Source organism: Burkholderia sp. Bp9012, assembly GCF_003853825.1.
Taxonomy (GTDB): Bacteria; Pseudomonadota; Gammaproteobacteria; order Burkholderiales; family Burkholderiaceae; genus Burkholderia; species Burkholderia diffusa.
Genome location: NZ_QTQA01000003.1, coordinates 61,201 through 78,841, shown reverse-complemented (window position 1 = coordinate 78,841; position 17,641 = coordinate 61,201). Strand labels below are relative to the sequence as shown.

At 62.8% G+C, this 17,641-nt stretch carries 18 protein-coding genes; 11 read left to right on the top strand and 7 right to left on the bottom strand.

The genetic code is table 11. The features are described from left to right. Nucleotides 1-399 precede the first annotated feature (399 nt). Nucleotides 400-1,485: a porin gene (locus tag DIE11_RS04555; protein ID WP_124621801.1), complete on the top strand. Its 1,086-nt coding sequence runs from the start codon at nucleotides 400-402 to the stop codon at nucleotides 1,483-1,485. A gap of 68 nt (nucleotides 1,486-1,553) precedes the next feature. Here the strand turns inward: DIE11_RS04555 and DIE11_RS04550 are convergent, their stop codons facing one another. Next, a complete protein-coding gene (locus DIE11_RS04550) occupies nucleotides 1,554-2,492 on the bottom strand; it encodes a LysR family transcriptional regulator (protein ID WP_185633713.1) in 939 nt (312 codons plus the stop codon). 100 nt (nucleotides 2,493-2,592) lie between these two features. Here DIE11_RS04550 and DIE11_RS04545 point away from each other — a divergent pair, with 100 nt between their 5' ends. Then, nucleotides 2,593-3,645 carry an aromatic ring-hydroxylating dioxygenase subunit alpha gene (locus tag DIE11_RS04545; RefSeq protein ID WP_124621799.1) on the top strand — a complete coding sequence of 351 codons (1,053 nt, stop codon included), beginning with the start codon at nucleotides 2,593-2,595 and terminating at the stop codon, nucleotides 3,643-3,645. A gap of 177 nt (nucleotides 3,646-3,822) precedes the next feature. Here DIE11_RS04545 and DIE11_RS04540 read toward each other — a convergent pair whose 3' ends face one another. Further along, nucleotides 3,823-4,563, bottom strand: coding sequence for a FadR/GntR family transcriptional regulator (locus DIE11_RS04540; RefSeq protein WP_260437080.1), 741 nt, complete (start codon nucleotides 4,561-4,563; stop codon nucleotides 3,823-3,825). A 267-nt stretch (nucleotides 4,564-4,830) separates the two neighbouring features. Between DIE11_RS04540 and DIE11_RS04535 the strand changes: the two genes are divergently transcribed. The 5 genes from DIE11_RS04535 (at nucleotide 4,831) to DIE11_RS04515 (ending at nucleotide 9,991) form a co-directional block, all read left to right on the top strand. Further along, the gene (locus DIE11_RS04535; protein ID WP_124621797.1) at nucleotides 4,831-5,406 is read left to right on the top strand and encodes a YceI family protein; all 576 of its coding nucleotides are present in this window, start codon (nucleotides 4,831-4,833) and stop codon (nucleotides 5,404-5,406) included. Between the two features lie 138 nt (nucleotides 5,407-5,544). Then, on the top strand, nucleotides 5,545-6,549 hold the full coding sequence (locus DIE11_RS04530) for an ornithine cyclodeaminase family protein (protein ID WP_124621795.1): 1,005 nt from the start codon (nucleotides 5,545-5,547) through the stop codon (nucleotides 6,547-6,549). 53 nt (nucleotides 6,550-6,602) lie between these two features. Then, nucleotides 6,603-7,613, top strand: coding sequence for a dihydrodipicolinate synthase family protein (locus tag DIE11_RS04525; RefSeq protein ID WP_124621793.1), 1,011 nt, complete (start codon nucleotides 6,603-6,605; stop codon nucleotides 7,611-7,613). Nucleotides 7,614-7,623: 10 nt separating this feature from the next. Beyond that, nucleotides 7,624-9,093, top strand: a complete 1,470-nt coding sequence (locus DIE11_RS04520; protein ID WP_124621791.1) for an NAD-dependent succinate-semialdehyde dehydrogenase — start codon at nucleotides 7,624-7,626, stop codon at nucleotides 9,091-9,093. A gap of 202 nt (nucleotides 9,094-9,295) precedes the next feature. Continuing rightward, nucleotides 9,296-9,991 carry a TetR/AcrR family transcriptional regulator gene (locus DIE11_RS04515; RefSeq protein WP_124621789.1) on the top strand — a complete coding sequence of 232 codons (696 nt, stop codon included), beginning with the start codon at nucleotides 9,296-9,298 and terminating at the stop codon, nucleotides 9,989-9,991. Nucleotides 9,992-10,131: 140 nt separating this feature from the next. On the opposite strand, the gene DIE11_RS04510 is transcribed toward DIE11_RS04515, so the two are convergent. The 3 genes from DIE11_RS04510 to DIE11_RS04500 form a co-directional block, all read right to left on the bottom strand. Further along, a complete protein-coding gene (locus tag DIE11_RS04510; protein WP_185633712.1) occupies nucleotides 10,132-11,253 on the bottom strand; it encodes an aromatic ring-hydroxylating dioxygenase subunit alpha in 1,122 nt (373 codons plus the stop codon). 128 nt (nucleotides 11,254-11,381) lie between these two features. Then, nucleotides 11,382-12,557 (bottom strand): MFS transporter, encoded by a 1,176-nt coding sequence (locus DIE11_RS04505; protein WP_260437079.1) that lies wholly within the window; start codon nucleotides 12,555-12,557, stop codon nucleotides 11,382-11,384. A 51-nt stretch (nucleotides 12,558-12,608) separates the two neighbouring features. Further along, the gene (locus tag DIE11_RS04500) at nucleotides 12,609-12,872 is read right to left on the bottom strand and encodes a hypothetical protein (protein ID WP_124621787.1); all 264 of its coding nucleotides are present in this window, start codon (nucleotides 12,870-12,872) and stop codon (nucleotides 12,609-12,611) included. Nucleotides 12,873-12,887: 15 nt separating this feature from the next. Between DIE11_RS04500 and DIE11_RS04495 the strand changes: the two genes are divergently transcribed. Then, complete coding sequence (locus DIE11_RS04495) at nucleotides 12,888-13,571, top strand: TetR/AcrR family transcriptional regulator (RefSeq protein ID WP_260437078.1); 684 nt, start codon at nucleotides 12,888-12,890, stop codon at nucleotides 13,569-13,571. 54 nt (nucleotides 13,572-13,625) lie between these two features. On the opposite strand, the gene DIE11_RS04490 is transcribed toward DIE11_RS04495, so the two are convergent. Next, nucleotides 13,626-14,555 carry a 3-keto-5-aminohexanoate cleavage protein gene (locus DIE11_RS04490; protein ID WP_124621785.1) on the bottom strand — a complete coding sequence of 310 codons (930 nt, stop codon included), beginning with the start codon at nucleotides 14,553-14,555 and terminating at the stop codon, nucleotides 13,626-13,628. Continuing rightward, nucleotides 14,552-15,118, bottom strand: a complete 567-nt coding sequence (locus DIE11_RS04485) for a cupin domain-containing protein (protein WP_124621784.1) — start codon at nucleotides 15,116-15,118, stop codon at nucleotides 14,552-14,554. Before DIE11_RS04485 ends, DIE11_RS04490 begins: the two co-directional genes overlap by 4 nt. Before the next feature lie 166 nt (nucleotides 15,119-15,284). Between DIE11_RS04485 and DIE11_RS04480 the strand changes: the two genes are divergently transcribed. Genes DIE11_RS04480 through DIE11_RS04470 form a run of 3 tightly spaced genes read left to right on the top strand, consistent with a single transcriptional unit; the run spans nucleotide 15,285 to nucleotide 17,612 of the window. Next, a complete protein-coding gene (locus DIE11_RS04480) occupies nucleotides 15,285-16,145 on the top strand; it encodes an ABC transporter substrate-binding protein (protein ID WP_124621782.1) in 861 nt (286 codons plus the stop codon). Next, nucleotides 16,142-17,137, top strand: coding sequence for a fumarylacetoacetate hydrolase family protein (locus tag DIE11_RS04475; RefSeq protein WP_124621780.1), 996 nt, complete (start codon nucleotides 16,142-16,144; stop codon nucleotides 17,135-17,137). Before DIE11_RS04480 ends, DIE11_RS04475 begins: the two co-directional genes overlap by 4 nt. Beyond that, nucleotides 17,130-17,612, top strand: coding sequence for a PaaI family thioesterase (locus DIE11_RS04470; RefSeq protein WP_124621778.1), 483 nt, complete (start codon nucleotides 17,130-17,132; stop codon nucleotides 17,610-17,612). Before DIE11_RS04475 ends, DIE11_RS04470 begins: the two co-directional genes overlap by 8 nt. Nucleotides 17,613-17,641: the final 29 nt, after the last annotated feature.

Below are 17,641 nucleotides of genomic sequence, written 5' to 3'. Positions count from 1 at the left end.
CGTCGCGGCTCGCGTGCGTTCTGCAACGGAGCTATCGCGGTTTAGTTAGGGTCGCTGTTTAAATTAAATACGATTCGAGTCGTATATAAAATGTGCGTTTTCTCCGGAGATACCGGGATTTTAAGCAGGGAAAACGCGATTGTTCGGCGGCGATCATAGGCATATTATGATCCTTGTCGTATCGATATGTGGGTTGCCAGATCGATGATGGAGGAAGGTCTCGGCTTGCGCTGAAAAGCAACTGCGGTGCCGGGGAGCGTGCTGACCGAAGTGGGGGCGAGCGCTCGAGAAGAACACGGCATCTCGTTTCAATTTGATGTCTGACAGTCGTAAGTGCTGCTACAAGTACTTCGTAATACGAAGTGTTTTTTGTTTAGAGAATAAATCAAGGAGACAGTCATGTACCGGAGGTGCGTTTTCAGGGCGACGACCGCAGTAGCGTCGAGCCTTCTTTTTGCGGTATCGGCCCATGCGCAAAGCAGCGTCACGCTGTACGGAATTGCGGATACCGGCGTCCTCTATCTCAGTAAAACGATGAACCTGGCGACCGGGGGAAATGCAGGGAAGTTCATCGGTTTTCAGAACGGAGGGATTGCTCCTGCGATCTTCGGCCTGACCGGCACCGAGGACCTGGGCGGCGGGCTTCATGCGATATTTAAGCTCGAGAGCGGGATCGGATTGTCCAATGGCGGCCTTAACAACGGAAACGGGAACCTGTTCGGCCGCGAGGCGTATGTCGGACTCAAGGGCGGCTTTGGCGAGGTGAAGGCAGGCCTGCAGTTTTCGCCGTTTTTCCTGGCCGCTTGGGCGCTCGACCCGCGGGTGTTTTCGGAATTCGGCAGCATCCTGGCCATCTATTCCAACAACGTCAGCGTGACGGGTTCGTTCAGCTCGAATGCGATTTCGTATACGAGCCCGGTGGTGTCCGGCTTCCAGGGCAGTGTGATGTACTCGTTCGGTGGCGTGGCCGGCGATTTCCAGTCGGGCCGCCAGTATTCGGCACGTCTGAAGTACGAGTGGGGTGGGCTGACCATTGATTCGGCCTTTTTCGACAGCAATGCGGGCGGGTCGGTCATCACGGTTCCAGCCGGCAATGTCCCTTATGTCGGACGGCTGATCGGCGCGGCGTACAAGTTCGGCCCGGTCACCGCAAAGGCATCGTTCGAGAGCTTCAAGGTCCAGGGCGGGGCGACTAACAACGTGTACGGTGGCGGTGTCGATTACTTCGCTTTGCCGCAACTGGATCTCAATGTCGGCGTCTGGTACGTAAGCGATCGCAACGATTCGTCCAGTCACTCGCTGATGAGTGCGGCGGGCGCGACCTATTTCTTGTCGAAGCGCACCGGCGTGTATGCGCAGGTCGGCTTCGTCAACAATCACGGCAAGGCGAATCTGGGTCTTTCGCCGGGTGCGGGAGCGACGTCGCTCTTTGCGCCGGTCGGCACGACGACGGGGGCCACCGTCGGCATCATGCACATGTTCTGATTGCAGCGGCGAATGGCCGGTCCAGCGTCATACCGGGGCCGGCCTTCGACATACGCGATGCCCTCGCATCATGAGTCGCCGTCGATATCCGGATAGCGGTCGAACGTCTGCTTGATGAGGCGACGTAGCCACATGTTGGCTGAATCGTCATGGAAACGCGGGTGCCAATGCTGGCGTAGTGCGAATGGCGGCAACGGCACGGGTGGTGGGACGATACGCACCGTACCGAGCTTCGCAAAGACGTTCGCGAGTTCCAGCGGTACTGTCGCGATCAGGTCCGGCTGCGAGTTGATCAGGTGCGGCACGACCAGAAAGTGCGGTGTGGTCAGAAAGACGTTCCGCTTGATTCCATATTCCTCGAATGAACTATCGTAGGCGGCGCTCGCGCGACCCGTCAGTGAAACGACGATTTGCGGTGCCCGCTCGAACTGTGCGCGGCTGATCGTTTTGCCAATGGCCTTGTTGTGCACGCTGACCATCGTGACGAATGTGTGCAGAAACAGTTGCTGCTGGTACAGACCGTCAGGCGCGGCATGCACAGAACCCAGCGCGAGATCGGCGTCGCCCGCGGCCAGCGTGGCCTCGATGTCCTCCAGCGGTACCTGCACCGAGCGCACCGAACAGTAGGGCGCGACTTCCCGCAGGCGCCGCACGAGCGGCGGTAGGAAGACGAGTTCCCCCATGTCTGTCATGCATATCACGAACATGCGTCGAGCCGTCGCGGGATCGAAGCTTGCCTGCGAAATAACCCGCTCCCTCAATGCCGTCATCACCTCTGTGATCGTCGTGCCCAGTTCCGTGGCCTTTTGCGTTGGCTCCATGCCTGCAGGAGTTTTGACGAACAACGGATCCTCGAAAAACGTCCTGAGACGATTGAGCGCATGGCTCATGGCGCCCTGGGACAGGCCGACTTCTGCCGCTGCGCGCGTGACACTTCGTTCGCGAAGCATCGCATCGAACAGCACCAGCAGATTCAGATCGAGATCACGTATATGCGCGGCATGCATAGGTCGAATTAATCCCATTAGATTGCTGCATTGCGGATTCGATTCTATCGTTATGGAGCGACGTGCAAAAGCATGTCCTACAACAAACAGGAGACAATCGATGTTCATCCGCAATACATGGTACGTGGCCGCCTGGTCACACGAGGTGGAAGAAGACAAGCTGTTTTCCCGTACGATCATCAACACGCCGGTGATGCTCTACCGGAAGGAGTCCGGCGAGGTGATCGCGCTCGCGGACCGCTGCTGTCACCGTGGCGCGCCGCTGTCGCTCGGCCGACGCGAGGGCGACTGTGTGCGGTGCATGTATCACGGACTGAAATTCGACAGTGAGGGCACATGTATCGAGGCGCCGGCACAGGAGCGAATCCCGCCGCACGCGAAGGTGAGGCAGTTCCCGGTGGTGGAGCAGCACCGCTGGATCTGGATCTGGATGGGGGAGCCCGAACTCGCCGATCCGTCGACAATTCCCGATACCCACTGGGTCGACGATCCGCAGTGGCGATCGCTGCCCGGCTACATCCACTATGACGTCAACTACCTGTTGATCTGCGACAACCTGCTGGACTTTTCGCATCTACCCTACGTCCATCCCACGACGCTGGGCGGCGGAGAAGACTACGCCACGGTGCGGCCGAAAGTGGAGCGGATCAAGGATGGCGTGCGCATTACGCGATGGACCCTGAACACCGAGCCGCCGCCGTTCGTGAAAGCCGTTCGTGACTGGCCGGGCAAGGTCGATCGTTGGAACATCTATGACTTTACGATTCCCGCGATCCTGCGCATGGATTCGGGCATGGCGCCCGTGGGGACCGGCGCGCCGCAGGGAACCCGCGTGGACGCGGCGGAATTCCACGGTTGCCAGGCTCTGACGCCGGAGACGGAGGGCTCGACACACTACTTCTTCGCGCATCCCCACAATTTCTCGCTCGACCAGCCGGAAGTGACGCGCTCGATCCACCAGTCGGTAGTGGATGCATTTGATGAGGATCGGGAAATGGTAAGTGCGCAGCACCGCAATCTCGCGCTCGACCCCGGCTTCAAGATGATGCCCTTCGGCATCGATGCGGCGCTGTCGCAGTTCCGCTGGGCCGTGAACCAGCGACTCGAAGAAGAGCGCGCGGCCGCCGCGCAAAAGAGCGAGACGACGGCGTAACGAGCCGCGTGCAAGGTGGCTCCCGCGTGGGATCGTGCTGGCGCCACCGGAATCTGCGGGCCGGCACTGGGTTCTTGCGATGAACGCGCGAGACGTGCCGGCTCCGGGAAGTGTGTCATCCCTGCGGAACGATTTCCGTCGCGGTGGGGCAAGTTACGCCGCCACTCGAAGCGCGTACTAGCGCAAGCCGAACAACCGGGTTCTCACTGAGCGAAGATGTTCTCGCATCAATTGCTCCGCGCGCGTCGGATTGTGCGTGCGGATCGCATCGACGAGCTGTCGGTGTTCGTCGTCGGTATCGTGCCGCGGGCCCGTTTGCGAAGAGAACACCTCTTCCATGCGTGCATCCAGATTGAGGCGCACCTGAACTCGCATCGTGTCGTACAGCATCAGCAGCAGCGCGTTGTGCGTCGATTGCGCGATAAGCCGATGCAGGTGCTCGTCCAGCCGTTTCCAGGGCATGAACGGCGCGGTTTCCGTCATGTCGGCGAGGCACTGCGTCATCGCCGCGACGTCGGTTGCCGTCGCATGCACGGCCGCCTGCGCGGCGAGCTGGGGCTCGAGCACAAGCCGCGCATCCATGATGTCGTCGACGCTGATGGACGAGGACCAGGTTTCGTCGTCTGGCGCGACCTGTTTGGGGCCGATGAAGGTGCCCTTGCCGACGTGCCGCCAAATGACGCCTTCGTCCTCGAGCCTTTTCAGCACCGTGCGCAGCCTTCCGCGCGAAACGCCCAATGCCTCGCTGAGCTTCGGTTCCGGCGGCAGACGCAGGTCGCCGCTCGTGGCGACGTGGCCCTCGATGTACTCGCGCAGCCGCAGCACATCATCATCGATCAGATTTGTTTGTACAGACATATTCTCGGCCTCCCGTGCGGGAAGGCTCTTTGGTCCGGTGATGGCGATTGACTCATGCATGGTCCGCTGCCCCGTTCCTAAGAATCGGCAGGCGGTGGAGCGAGGTCCATGTCAGCGGATTGGTGCGTGATTGAACGCATCAATCGACGACTCATTATGCCTGAATGGCGTGCGGGCCGCTATTGACCCTCAGGGTATACGTGGAAATGGCGAATCAATTTTGAAAATGATGCGTCATAATCGTTGCATTGATGCTTTCTCGGGGTTAGCATGGCGTCAAGATGAATAGCTATGAATAGCCCGGTGAGACTGGGTTGGAGACGCCGCATGTTGAACTTCCTGCTGCCGTTGCTGCGCAACGCCGCCGTCGACGAGTCGGACTCGGTGGCGCGCCCGGCATGGTCATTCGAGGCCGCGCATACCCACATCGGCTTCTCGGTTCGCCATCTCGGGCTCACGCGTACGCCGGGGACATTCAGGCGCTTCGATGCGCAACTGGCGTTTGACGACGAGTGCATCGAGGCATCGCGGGTGTCGTTCGAAATCGATGCAGCGTCCATCGACACGGCTTTCGACCTGCGCGACGAGCACTTGCGCGGTACTGACTGGCTGCACGTTCACGCACATCCGAAGATCGTCTTCGTCTCCCGTTCGGTGCGACTGCTCGACGGCCGCCAGTATGCGATCGACGGCGACCTCACGATTCGTGGCATCACGCTGCCGGCCTTGTTCGACGCGACGCTAATCGCTCGCGCGGTGAATCCGTGGACGCGTCATCCCGTGGTCGGATTCGAAGCGACGGCGAACATCAGTCGCAGCGCTTACGGCATGGACGCGATACCGCACGCGCTGTCGGACAACGTGCGACTGAAGATCGCGACTGAAATTACACGGGAGCCGTGATCCACGTGCCGCCGGACGCTCCCATGAAATGTAGCGACTCCGCGGCCCGGTACCCCTCAATCGCTCTCGAGCCTGTCGCGCATCGATCATCTGCCGCGCGGCTGGCCGAGCCCTTCAAGCTAACTTCCGGTTCTGCATATGACTATTTCTTCGTTTGCACCCGTGTTCGTGTCCAGCGAGGCCGCCCGCTCCGTTTTCGTCTGGAAGGACGCGATCCATGCCCTTCAGGCGGCCTATGCCCAATCCATTCCGCCACGGAGCACGCCGCCGCGGACGGTCGCAGTCGCCGGTAAGACGTGGCTGCGCACGCTGCCGGCCGTTCCCGTGGGGAGTCGCTACTACGGGGCCAAGGTCATGGGGATGGCGATGGGTTCCGCTTCGCCCGGTGTCGAATACGTGATCGTGCTGTTCGACCAGGAAACAAGCCGCATCGCGGCGTTCGTCGACGGCAACCTCGTCACGGGTTTTCGCACGGCAGCCACTTCCGCTGCGGCGCTCGACCGGCTTGCGCCTGCGAAAGCCGCACGTCTGGCCGTACTCGGCAGTGGCCTCGAAGCGTCGATGCACACCCGCGCGATTGCCGCGGTGCGGAACCTGACCGAGGTCGTCGTTTTCAGCCCGACGCCCGAACGACGGGCGGCCTTCGCGCAAGCCGTGACGCGCGACCTGGGCGTGCCGGCGCGGGGCGTGGCATCCGCGCAGGAAGCGGTCGAAGTGGCCGATCTCGTGCTGGCCGCGGCCCGCTCGCGGGATGAGCAGCCGATCCTGTTCGGCGACTGGCTGCAACCTGGTGCGACCGTCGTCTCCATTGGCTCGACGATTCCCGAACAGCGCGAGATTGATGTGTCGGTGGTTGCTCGTAGCGACATCATCGTGTGCGACATGCTGGAAGAAGTGCTGGAGGAGACCGGCGACATGCTCGCCGCGCACAAGGCGGCCATCGCGTTTCACGACAAGTCGTTCAGCCTCGCGGATCTGCTCGCGGGCGCGCTCGACGACCGTCTGAAAGATGCGCGGACCCGAATGTACAAATCGGTCGGAGGCGGCTTGCAGGATATCGTGGTTGCCGGGCTGATCCTCGACAAGGCGATCGAGGCCGGACTCGCCACGACGTTGCCGATCGAATTCGAAACCAAGCGCTAGGCGTGCGCCTGGACGCGACACAGAACATCCCCGCAGACTACAAGGAGCACTGCATGGCCCGCTACACCAAAAAGGAAGCACGTGAATGGGCGCGTGAGCATCTCGTTGGCGTTGCCAACGTGACCCTCCCGACGATGACGTCCGACTTCAAGCGCATCAACGAAAAGGCTGTACGCCACGATGTCGAGCTGGCCATCCAGCACGGATTTGTCGGCTCGCTGTCGTGTTCGGAGGTCGCCATCACGTTGGAACAGTACGGCGAGTTCTGCGACATCATGGCCGACCAGGCGTCAGGCCGGCTAGTGGTCGTCCATCATGCGGTATTCAATACGCTCGAGGACAACATCGAGGCAATTCGTCGTGTCGAGGCGGCGGGCGCCGATCTGGTCTTGCTTGGCTACCCTCCGTACTTCTATCCGAAATCGTACGACGAAGTCTTCGAATACACGCGGAAGATCTGTGAGGCAACCAACCTCGGCGTGATCATTTTTCCGCTGCCTGCATGGGGCTTCTCGCGTCTGCATCCGGCCGACATCCCGGTGCCCGTGCTGCGCCGTATGGTGGACGAAATCCCCAACGTTGTCGCGATCAAGGCCGAAGGCGGGTATCCGAACTTCATGTCCGCCATCGAGGTACATCGCGAGTTCCACAAAGAGGTGGTGATCTCCTCGCCGCTCGAGCACGAGTTCGTGCCGCTTGCCCAGGTGATGGACATCCCTTTCTGCGGCACGAACTACACGGCCTATTACGGACCCGTCATGCCGAAGATCTTCAAGCTTATCCAGGCGGGGGAATTCGACGAGGCCACCCAACTCTGGTACAAGATCGATCCCGCGCGTAAGGCGTTCGCCGGCCTGCCGATGGCGCCGAATGGCTTGCTCAACCGTATGGCGTGGAAATACCAAGGGTGGCTGCAAGGATACAACGGCGGGCCGTTGCCGCACCCGACACAGCGCATCTACCAGCGGGACATGGCATCCCTTCGCAAGGGCCAGGAAGTGGCTGGCCTGAACCCGACGAGCGATCCGGACGAAGCTTTCTTCGTCGGCCGCAACCCTGTCTGAAGGAGGCTTCATGAACGAACCTGTCAAGCTTCCGCTGAAAGACGCCGGCCTGCTGCGCCAGGCGATGCTGATCGATGGCGAATGGGTGCAGGCCGACAGCGGTCAGACCCTGGAGGTGCGCAATCCTGCGACTGGCGAACTGGTCGCGTACGTTCCCAATGGCGGCTCGGCCGAGACGCGTCGAGCCATTGCCGCGGCCGAACGGGCGATGCAGGGCTGGCGCAAGACGCTCGCGAAGGATCGCGCGAAGGTGTTGCGTACCTTGTATGACCTGATGCTGGCCAACGTCGACGACCTGGCGCTCATCATGACAGCCGAGCAGGGCAAGCCGCTGGTCGAGTCGCGCGGTGAGATCCTGTACGCCGCGGGCTTCATCGAGTGGTTCTCGGAAGAAGCGAAGCGCGTCTACGGCGACATCATCCCGCAGAACGTCGATGGTCGGCGGATCCTCGCCCAGAAGGCGCCGATCGGCGTTTTTGCGGCGATCACGCCGTGGAATTTCCCGTCTGCCATGATTACGCGCAAGGCGGGGCCCGGCTGGGCCGTCGGCTGCGCTGGCGTGATCAAGCCGGCCAGCCAGACGCCGCTTTCCGCGCTGGCACTGGCCGTGCTGGCGGAGCGCGCCGGCTTGCCGCCGGGCGTGTGCAATGTCGTTACCGGCTCGGCTCGTGCGATCGGCGGCGAGCTGACGTCGAACCCGGTGGTCCGGAAGGTCTCGTTTACGGGCTCGACCGAGGTCGGAGCGCAACTGCTGGCGCAATGCGCGCCGACCATCAAGAAGACGAGCATGGAACTCGGCGGCAATGCGCCGCTGATCGTTTTCGACGATGCCGACCTTAACGCCGCAGTGAAGGGGGCCCTTGCCGCGAAGTATCGCAATGCCGGTCAGGCCTGTGTCGCGGCGAACCGGATCCTCGTGCAAGCCGGCGTGTACGATGCGTTCGCCACGAAGCTCGCCGCCGCGTCCGCGGAACTGAAGGTTGGCAACGGCATGGAGGCGGGCGTGGTCCAGGGGCCGCTGATCAATGAGGATGCCGTCCGGAAGGTCGAAGAGCATATCGGCGATGCGCTGTCGAAGGGAGCCCGCGTGCTGGCGGGCGGCAAGCGTCACGCGCTGGGCGGATTCTTCTTCGAGCCTACCGTGCTGGCCGACGTTCCGACGAACGCGTTGATCTTCCGTGACGAGACCTTCGGTCCGATCGCGCCGCTGTTCCGTTTCGAAACCGAAGAGGAAGCGATAGCGCTTGCCAACGACACGCCGTTCGGCCTGGCATCGTACGTGTTCGCGCGCGATGTGGGCCGGATTTTCCGCGTGGTCGATCAGCTCGAATTCGGCATGGTGGGTGTTAATGAAGGGCTGATTTCGACCGAAGTGGCGCCGTTCGGCGGTGTCAAGGCGTCCGGACTGGGGCGCGAGGGGTCGAAGTATGGAGTCGACGACTACCTCGAGATCAAGTACGTGGCGCTGGGTGGGCTTTGAGTGACGCGTGCGGTGCCGGCTTGGCGTCGGCGTCGATTGTGCGCTAGGAATTGACCATCCGGGCAAGAAACGGGGCGGCCGTCGCCGAGCGACGGTCGCCCCATTCCATTACGACCGGTTTTCGTCACGGGTGCGAATTAAGGTACGAGCTGTCTTATAATTGAGCGATACCGTTCGCGGCACACGTCAACACGGGACGCCAATGAAGACCACTATCCAGCTTTCCGTTCCCGCACCAGCCGTCGAGCGCGGTGTGGGCAGGCCACGCAGCGAGGAAACCCGCACGCAGATTCTCGCGGCGACGGTCCGTCTGCTCCAGAACAATACCATTCAGTCGATTTCCATTGAAGCGATCGCCAGGGAGGCTGGTGTCGGAAAGGCGACCATCTACCGCTGGTGGGACTCGAAGGCGCTAGTCGTGATCGATGCGTTCATGGAGCATCACATCGTCAAGACGCCGATGCCGCATGATCTGCCGCCCGGTGAAGCGATCGCCGCGCATCTGATGTCGCTGATTCGCGAGTATTCTGGATGGTCCGGCCGGATCGTCGCGCAGATCATCGCCGAAGGGCAGGCCGATCCTGCCGTGCTGCGCGAATTCCGGGAGCGGTTCCACTATGGGCGGCGAGCGCTCGTGAGGGAAATGCTCGAGGCATGGCGCAGTTCGTCGCACATTCCGGCGCCGCCCAATATCGAGACCCTCGCCGAGTTGTTGTATGCGCCGGTCTATATGCGTCTGCTGGTTGGCAACGGCCCGCTCGACGAGCATTTCGCGCGCGAGCACATCAGCTATGTCTACACGTTGCTGGGCGTCGAAGTGCCGGAAACGCTCAATCCCGGCACGCGTCAGAAAAAGCAAAAGCCTGCGGCAAAAAGAGCGCCGGTCGGCACGCGTTGACGGTAAGAAAAAGCGCGTCGACGAGTCGCGCATGATTGTGACCGGAGCCGTCGATTCGCAGGAAGGGCCGCGAACGCAAGGCCGGTGGCTTCGCGTCTCACGGGTTCATGCATGCGCTCCGGACGATTTTTCCCGGTGGCTTATCGAGACTGCTGAAGTGGGCGAGGGCGGCCGTTTGAACCCGCGGCCGCCGCTTGTCCTCGGCGCTTCAGGTATTTGCGCATTTCGACCGACGCACGGTCGCTGGCAACCGAGATCTCGAAGAACAGATCGTCGGCATTGCGAAGCGTGTCCTCGAGCAGCTCGAGCGCCTGCACGTCCTCGCTGAATGCAGTGAGGAGCCGCTCATGCATAAGTTGCGTCATTGCTGCATCGTCGAGCCCAAAATCACGACAGTGGACGATGAAGTAGTGTGTCGACTCGTGGTTTTCCGGCGTGGGCAGATGGAGCGTCTTGATCGTGTAAAGCGTCCGCTCGGCGGCAGGCTGGGTGCTTTCGTAGAACGTCACCTGCACCTCATGCAGACCGGGCGATACGAATGTTGAAGTTGCGATGCGCGCCGCTGTAGGACTCGAGATGCCGGTCGGTTCTGCCCATACCGGCGGTAATGTCGTCGGAACGACATGTCGTTTGACCGCGTAGCGGCCTTCGTCGACAGACACCTCGAACGGCGCCTTAGCGTAGTCCGGCGTCCCGAAGCTCTTCGCATGTACGTAGGTGAGGTGTGTCAGATCGAGGAGATTCTCGTGCAGGCTCACATAGTTGCCGTTCAGGCGCAGATAGCCGTCCGACAGTGCCCATCGGGAAAGATCGAGCGATGCCTCGCTCGGCGGCTCGGTTTGCGGCTCGGCGGCCGGGTCCATGTAGATCCAGACCAGCGGGCCGATTTCCCGCACCGGATAGCGATGTACGCCAAGCCCGCGAGGGCAGCGTTCCTGTGATGGAACCTCAACGAGGTCACCCTTCGCGTCGTAGCGAAAGCCGTGGTATCCGCAGATGACCGTATTGTCATCGAGGGTCCCTGCGGACAGCGGATACGAGCGATGGACGCAACGGTCGTCGAGTGCGACGATCTGTCCTTCCAGCGTCCGGTAAAGGACGACCTGCTTGCCCAACAGAGTGCGGGGCAGCAGCGCCCTGCCGATTTCGGAAGATCGTGCCGCCACGTACCACTCATCGAACACGAATGGGGTATCGCGGTCGGCCATGTTGCCGGCGCTAGCCCGAGCGGCTGAAATCACTGCTTCGGTGGGTCTTGTCATTGTCTTTCCCTCATCGTGCGAAACGTGTCGTCAGAAAGAGGTGGCACGGATTCACATCCGTTGGCAGATCGGCGCTCGCGAAAATCACGGCGCGGTGAGTTCCTTCGGGCCGAACCCACCGGATTCTGTTACCGCGGTGACGCGGTCGCGGGAGCGAGCGCAGGTTCGGCTCGGCGGCTCGCTTGCCAGAAGCAGAAGGTGCTGATGCCGGCAGCGACGACGATGGTCCACCCGATGCTGCCGTATCCGAAATGGTCCGCCACGGTGCCGCCGAGAATCGGGCCGATGGCCGATCCCGTCATGGCCATGACGGGGGTGGCGGCGACGGCTCTCGTCGACGGGTCGTTGCGCGCAAGGAACGCGAAGATGAACGTATGCGTGAAGATCATCACGGTCGGGAAAATTACGCCCGCAAACGCGTAAGCACCGAACAAGGTCGACCGGGCGAGCGTGAAGCCCAGGACCGCCTGGAGAACCGGGCCGGCAATCATCACGGCGCGGCTCGACACCTTGCGCTCGAGCAGCGCGGCGAGCACCCCAGGCAACATGTTCACGAGGCCGATGCCGAGCAGCACGTTCATGACCTGACCGGTGCCGAAGCCGTGCGCGAGACCGATCGGCTCGAGGAAGCTCAGCATCATCGAGTGACTGACGGTGAGCAGGCTGGTCCCCACCATCGCAAACCATACGTGTCGGGACAGCTTCGGAAGCTCGCGCGGCGCGCCGTCGGGCGAGGCCGCCGCCCGGCGCTCCGGAAAACCCGCGAGCGCGGCAAGCGCGGCCGTGAGCATGATGGCGCCGAGAACGACGAACGCCACCTGCCCCCCGAACGCCGCGATCGCGTGCGGCACCGCGCCGAGGAACCCCAGCGACAGCAGGCTGAGCACGGTGAAGCCGGTCGCGATCAGGCGATGCGGATTGGGGCTCGCGCCAATCGCGGAATGGGTGAGCGACAGGCCGCAGCCGACCGCAAGACCGCCGACGACATGCAGCGCGAGAAGCGTCGCATAGTCCTGCGTCAGCGCCATCGCGAAGAATGCAGCCGCTGCGACGGCGAAGCCGGCGGGCACGGCGATCGTGCCGCGGACGCGGTCGATTCGCGGTGCGATCGACAGGCTGCTTGCAACCACTGCGCCGAGGAAGGCGGTGGCGAGTGCGCCGGCCCGTTGCGGATCGAGCCCGTCATGTCGGATTAGGACGATCCCCACCCACACCGGCAACGCAACGACATCGATCATGCCGGCGCAGTGGCCCAGCACAAGCGATATCCGGCTTTTCAACCCGTCAATGGATCTGCTCATCATGTCTCCGGTGGGGCGGTGCCCTTAGTTTATATACGAAACGGATTGTCTCGTTTATGATATGGTAACCGTGATGTCGCTCGACGATATTGGGTCAAACCCGCGGCGCGCCTTGACGACGATGATTGCTGAAATCTGAGTCGGAGACGCTAAAAAATCACCGCTTTCCAGGTCCTCGTGTTGGTCGACCGGGTCGGGAACCGTGCCGGAAACGATTGCCATAATTTGGATGCGACGCGTATTACAATTTGCGTTACCGGCTATGCGACCCATTGTCGGATAGCCTCGCGACGTGGCGTGACGCTCGCCGTTCACCATTCAATTTCCTAGCCGATGAAAACAGATATCCAGGGCGCCGCCGCGGTGGTGCTTCCGCGAGGGGTCGGCCGACCCCGCAGTGAAGGCACGCGCATGCAGATTCTTGCGGCAACCGCTCGCCTGCTCGAGACCCGCACGGTCCAATCGCTTTCGATCGAGGCCATCGCGAGAGAGGCGGGCGTCGGCAAGGCGACGATCTACCGCTGGTGGGACGCCAAGGCGCTCGTGGTGATCGATGCCTTCATGGAGCACCACATTGTCAAGACGCCGATGCCGCGCAACCTGCCTCCCGGCAAGGCGATCGCGACGCACCTGGTGTCGCTGATCCACGAATATGCGGGGTGGTCAGGGCGGATCGTTGCGCAGATCATCGCCGAAGGGCAGGCCGATCCCGCCGTACTCAGGGTCTTTCGTGAACGGTTCCATTACGGCCGACGCGCGCTTGTTCGAGAAATGCTGGAAGAGTGGCGCGTTGCCGAGCGCATCCGTGCGCCGGAGAACGTGGAGATGCTGGCCGAACTGCTGTACGCGCCAGTCTATATGCGATTGATGACAGGCGTCGGCGCGCTGGATGACCGGTTCGCGCAGGAACACATCGACTACACCTATGCGCTTCTCGGTGCAGACATCCCGAACGTCGCGGAACTGGAGGTCGCCAGGCGCGGAGCGCCTCAGGTCAGGATGGCTGCCGCACGTTGACGTGCGGCAGCCGTTTCGCACCGGCGGGTGCCGGGCGTGCGCGGCGGAGCCTGCCTAGAAGTTCACCTGATCGGCGCCTTTCAGGTCGAGAATCCGGCGCGCTTCGTCGGGAGACGCGATCTCGATGCCCAGTTCCTCGAGAATCCGACGAATTTTGCGGACCTGGTCCGCATTGCTCTGCGCGAGCTCACCGCGGCCGATGTAAAGGCTGTCCTCCAGGCCGACGCGCACGTTGCCGCCCATCAGGCTCGACATCGTCGCAAGCGGCATCTGGTGTTTGCCGGCCGCGAGCACCGACCAGTGATAGTCGCTGCCGAACAGCCGGTCGGCCGTTCGCTTCTGGTGGAGCAGATCCTCGACGTGCGCGCCCATCGCGCCGCGCAGCCCGAACACGGTCTGCACGAACAGCGGCGGCTTCACGAGTCCCTTTTCTAGGAAATACTGGAGCGTGTACAGGTGGCTGACGTCGTAGCATTCGAATTCGAAGCGCGTGCCGCCGAGCCGGCCGACGTTTTCCAGGATCCATTCGATGTCGTCGTAGGTATTGCGGAAGATCAGCCCGCGTGTGCCCTTCAGGAACGGCACCTCCCAGTCATGCTTCCAGTCCCGCTTTCGCTCGGCCATCTCGGCCAGCACCAGATTGATGGACCCCATGTTGAGCGAGCACATTTCGGGCTTCAGGGCCCGGCCTGCCGCCGCGCGATCCTCGATCGACATGTGCGGACCGCCGCCGCCCGTCGAGATGTTGATGATCGCGTCGGTCGCCGATTTGATCGGGTTCACGAAACGCCTGAAGATCTCCGGATCGCCGCTGGGGCGGCCATCGTCGGGATTGCGCGCATGAAGATGAACGATGGCGGCGCCGGCCTCGACCGCCGCGATCGACTCGGCCGCGATCTGCTCCGGCGTAACGGGCAGAAACTCAGACATCGACGGCGTATGGGCGCCGCCCGTCACGGCGCACGTAATGATTGCCTTGCTCACAGCGGCTCTCCGTCAACGAGGTCGAGCAGCACGAATGCCATGCGGCACGGCTTGCCCGACCGGTTTGCCCAGCTATGGTTGGTTGCGCGCTGGATCAGCACGTCGCCTGCGCGCATGAGTTTCTCGCCATCGTCGAGCAGGGCCCAGATTTCCCCCTCCAGGACGAACGCGTAGTCGAGCGATTCGGTTTTGTGGAACCAGAAATGCCGGGGATTGCTTTTGTCCCGCACGCCGTTGGCGTCGAGAAATTGCTGTAGCGTCGCCTCGTCGTAGGTTTCGTCGGGTGGGAAGTCGACGATCCGCAGCAGCGATCCTCCGCGCGAATGGAACTCGAATGCGTGGCCTGCCGGCGCGGGCTCTGCACCGGGCGCGCGGGCTTCCCCTGTCGCCCACAGGACATGCGCGACCGGCAGGCCTGCGCGCGCCGTCCTGTTCGGGGCCGGCCCATCCGATACAAAGTACGACTTCCCGTCGGCATTGGTGTCCGTGATGAGTCGACGCACGGGCCGATAACCGTTTCCTTCCACGGGCTGCGCGCTGTCCCTGTCTACCGTCGTGTCCATTTTTTCTCCATTAACGAGTCGATGCGTTTCGTATCGTTAACCGTTGGGGTTTTAGTGTCAATAGGGAAATGACAGGTCAAAGAATTTGTATCTCGAAAACATTTCTTGACAAAACGGAACGATGCGTTCTGTAATTGATGGTGGCCAACCATGAGGAAACGACGTGATGGAGACACAATCGATCCGGGTGATGTGGTTCGTGCCGCCGCTGCTGGCCATGGTCGCGGGCCGGGATCCGCGCGCCGCGGTGACGACGCAAGCGGTGCGCAACCGCTCGTCGGACGAGCAGCACGACGCACTGGTGGCCGGCGAGGTCGATGCCGTCGTCACCGCGATGGACAACGTCATCGGATGGAACCGGCGTGCCGGGCCGGCGGATTTCCGCGTCGTCGCCCAGATCGAGCGAACCACGCCGCTGACGCTGGTGGCGCGGGCCGGCCGGTCGAGCGTGGGCGCGCTTCGCGGCGCGGACATTCTCATCGACGCACCCGACAACGGCTTTGTCACGGCGTTGCGGGCGATGCTCGCCGAGGCGGGACTCGACGGCGATGCCTATCGCCTCGTGACCGCGGGTGGTGTTCAGGAACGTCTGGAAGCGCTGCTGGCGCGGCAGGGTGTCGCCACGCTGCTCGGCCCGCCGTTCGATGCGATGGCGATCAAGGCCGGATTCGTCAGGGTGGCGAGCGTCCAGGAGATCTGGCCGCATTTTCCGGGGCAGGGAATCGTCATGCGCACCGGCAGCGCGCAAGCGTGCGTGGGTGCGTGGCTGGCGGATCTTGAAAGAGCGCGGCAGACGGTTCGCGACCAGCCGAAGCTGGCCCGGGAAGCGGTGGTCGCGGCATCGCTGCAGGCGGCCGCGGCCGACGGAATGATCGCGCTGTCCCCCCGGTCGCTTCTGCCGGCGCCGGACGGGGTGGCGCTTCTCGTTGCGCATCGCCGGGCGCTGGGCCTGGCGGGCGCTGACAGCGACTATTCGGCAATCGTCGACGATTCGCTGGTTCGAAAACATATCGGAGACATGGCATGACGCCGTATTCACTCGGAACATTTTCTGCAGGCGATGGCGCGCGGTTCGTCGGTTTCGTCCTCGACGAGCGCGTGACGCCGCTTGCCGAACTTGCGGCACGACATGGCGACACCATGCTGGCGGGGACATCCACGGTGCTCGGGCTGCTCGAGAACTGGGATCGGAGCCGCCCGGCGCTGGAGCGTCTCGCGAGCCAGGTCGCGGCGCCGGAAGCGCAATGGCACCGGTTGACCGACTTGCGTACGCATCCGGCGATCGACCTGCCGCGTCAGGTGTTCTGCACCGGCGCCAACTATCGCAAGCATGTGGTCGATCTGACCGTCGACGCGAAGGTAGGCCCCGACGGCCTGGATGACGCGCAGCTTCGGGAGTGGGCGGAACACATGCTCGACGAACGGGTCGCGCACGGCGAGCCTTATGCGTTCACCAAGCCGGTGTCGGCGATCTCCGGTGCATTCGATCCGCTGGTGTTGCCCGACACGACGACGCAGCCCGACTGGGAGCTCGAGCTGGCCGTCGTGATCGGCCGCGGCGGCTATCGGATCAAGCGGGAGGATGCGTTCGCGCACGTGGCGGGCTATACCATCGTCAACGACATCTCCGCACGCGATCTCATCCCGCGGACCGATTACAAGATGCTCGGCACCGACTGGTTGCGCTCGAAAGGCCAGCCGGGATTCCTTCCGCTCGGCCCGTACTTCGTTCCGAGCGCGTTCGTGCCGGATCCGCACCGGCTGAGGATGCGCCTGACCGTGTCCGGTCAGGTCATGCAGGACGAAACGACGGCCGACATGCTGTTCGGTATCGAGTGGCAGATCGAATACATTTCGCGGTACGCGCGGCTCTTGCCGGGTGACATCATCTGTACGGGTTCGCCCGCCGGAAACGGCACGCACTACAACCGCTTCCTGCGCGACGGTGACATCATGGAGGCGGAGATCGAAGGGCTCGGCCGTCAGCGTCAGGTGTGCACGGAGCGGCGCCATGGCTGACGCGCTCGAAGCGGAAGCCAACGTGCGGCCCGACAATCTCGACCGCGCGTTCATCCAGCAAACCCTTGCGGCCGGCGTCGGCAACGTCGCGCTCGCGATGAATCCGGCATTGCAGTGGCTCGGCGCGACCTTGCTCGGAGGAAGCAAGGGCGCGCTGTCGATCGGGTTTACGGCGCCCGCCGACTCGGTCCAGGGCAACGGCGTCGTCTCCGGCGGCGCGCTGGCGTCGATGCTGGATCTGGCAATGGCGCTTGCGCTGCTCTCGAAACTCCCGCACGGCCGCACGTGCGCAACCGTCAGTCTCACGGTCAACATGCTCGAGCCGGGGCATGTCGGGAAGTTCGCGGCCGAAGCGCGCGTGAAGCGGCTCGGGAACCGCATCGCGTTCCTCGAGGCAGACCTGTATGACGGGGCGCGTGTGCGCTGCGTGGCCAATGCGACCGCGTCGTTCGCCGTATTCGACGTGCGCGGTTGAGGGCAACGAAGGGGGGGCGCCACGTCGAC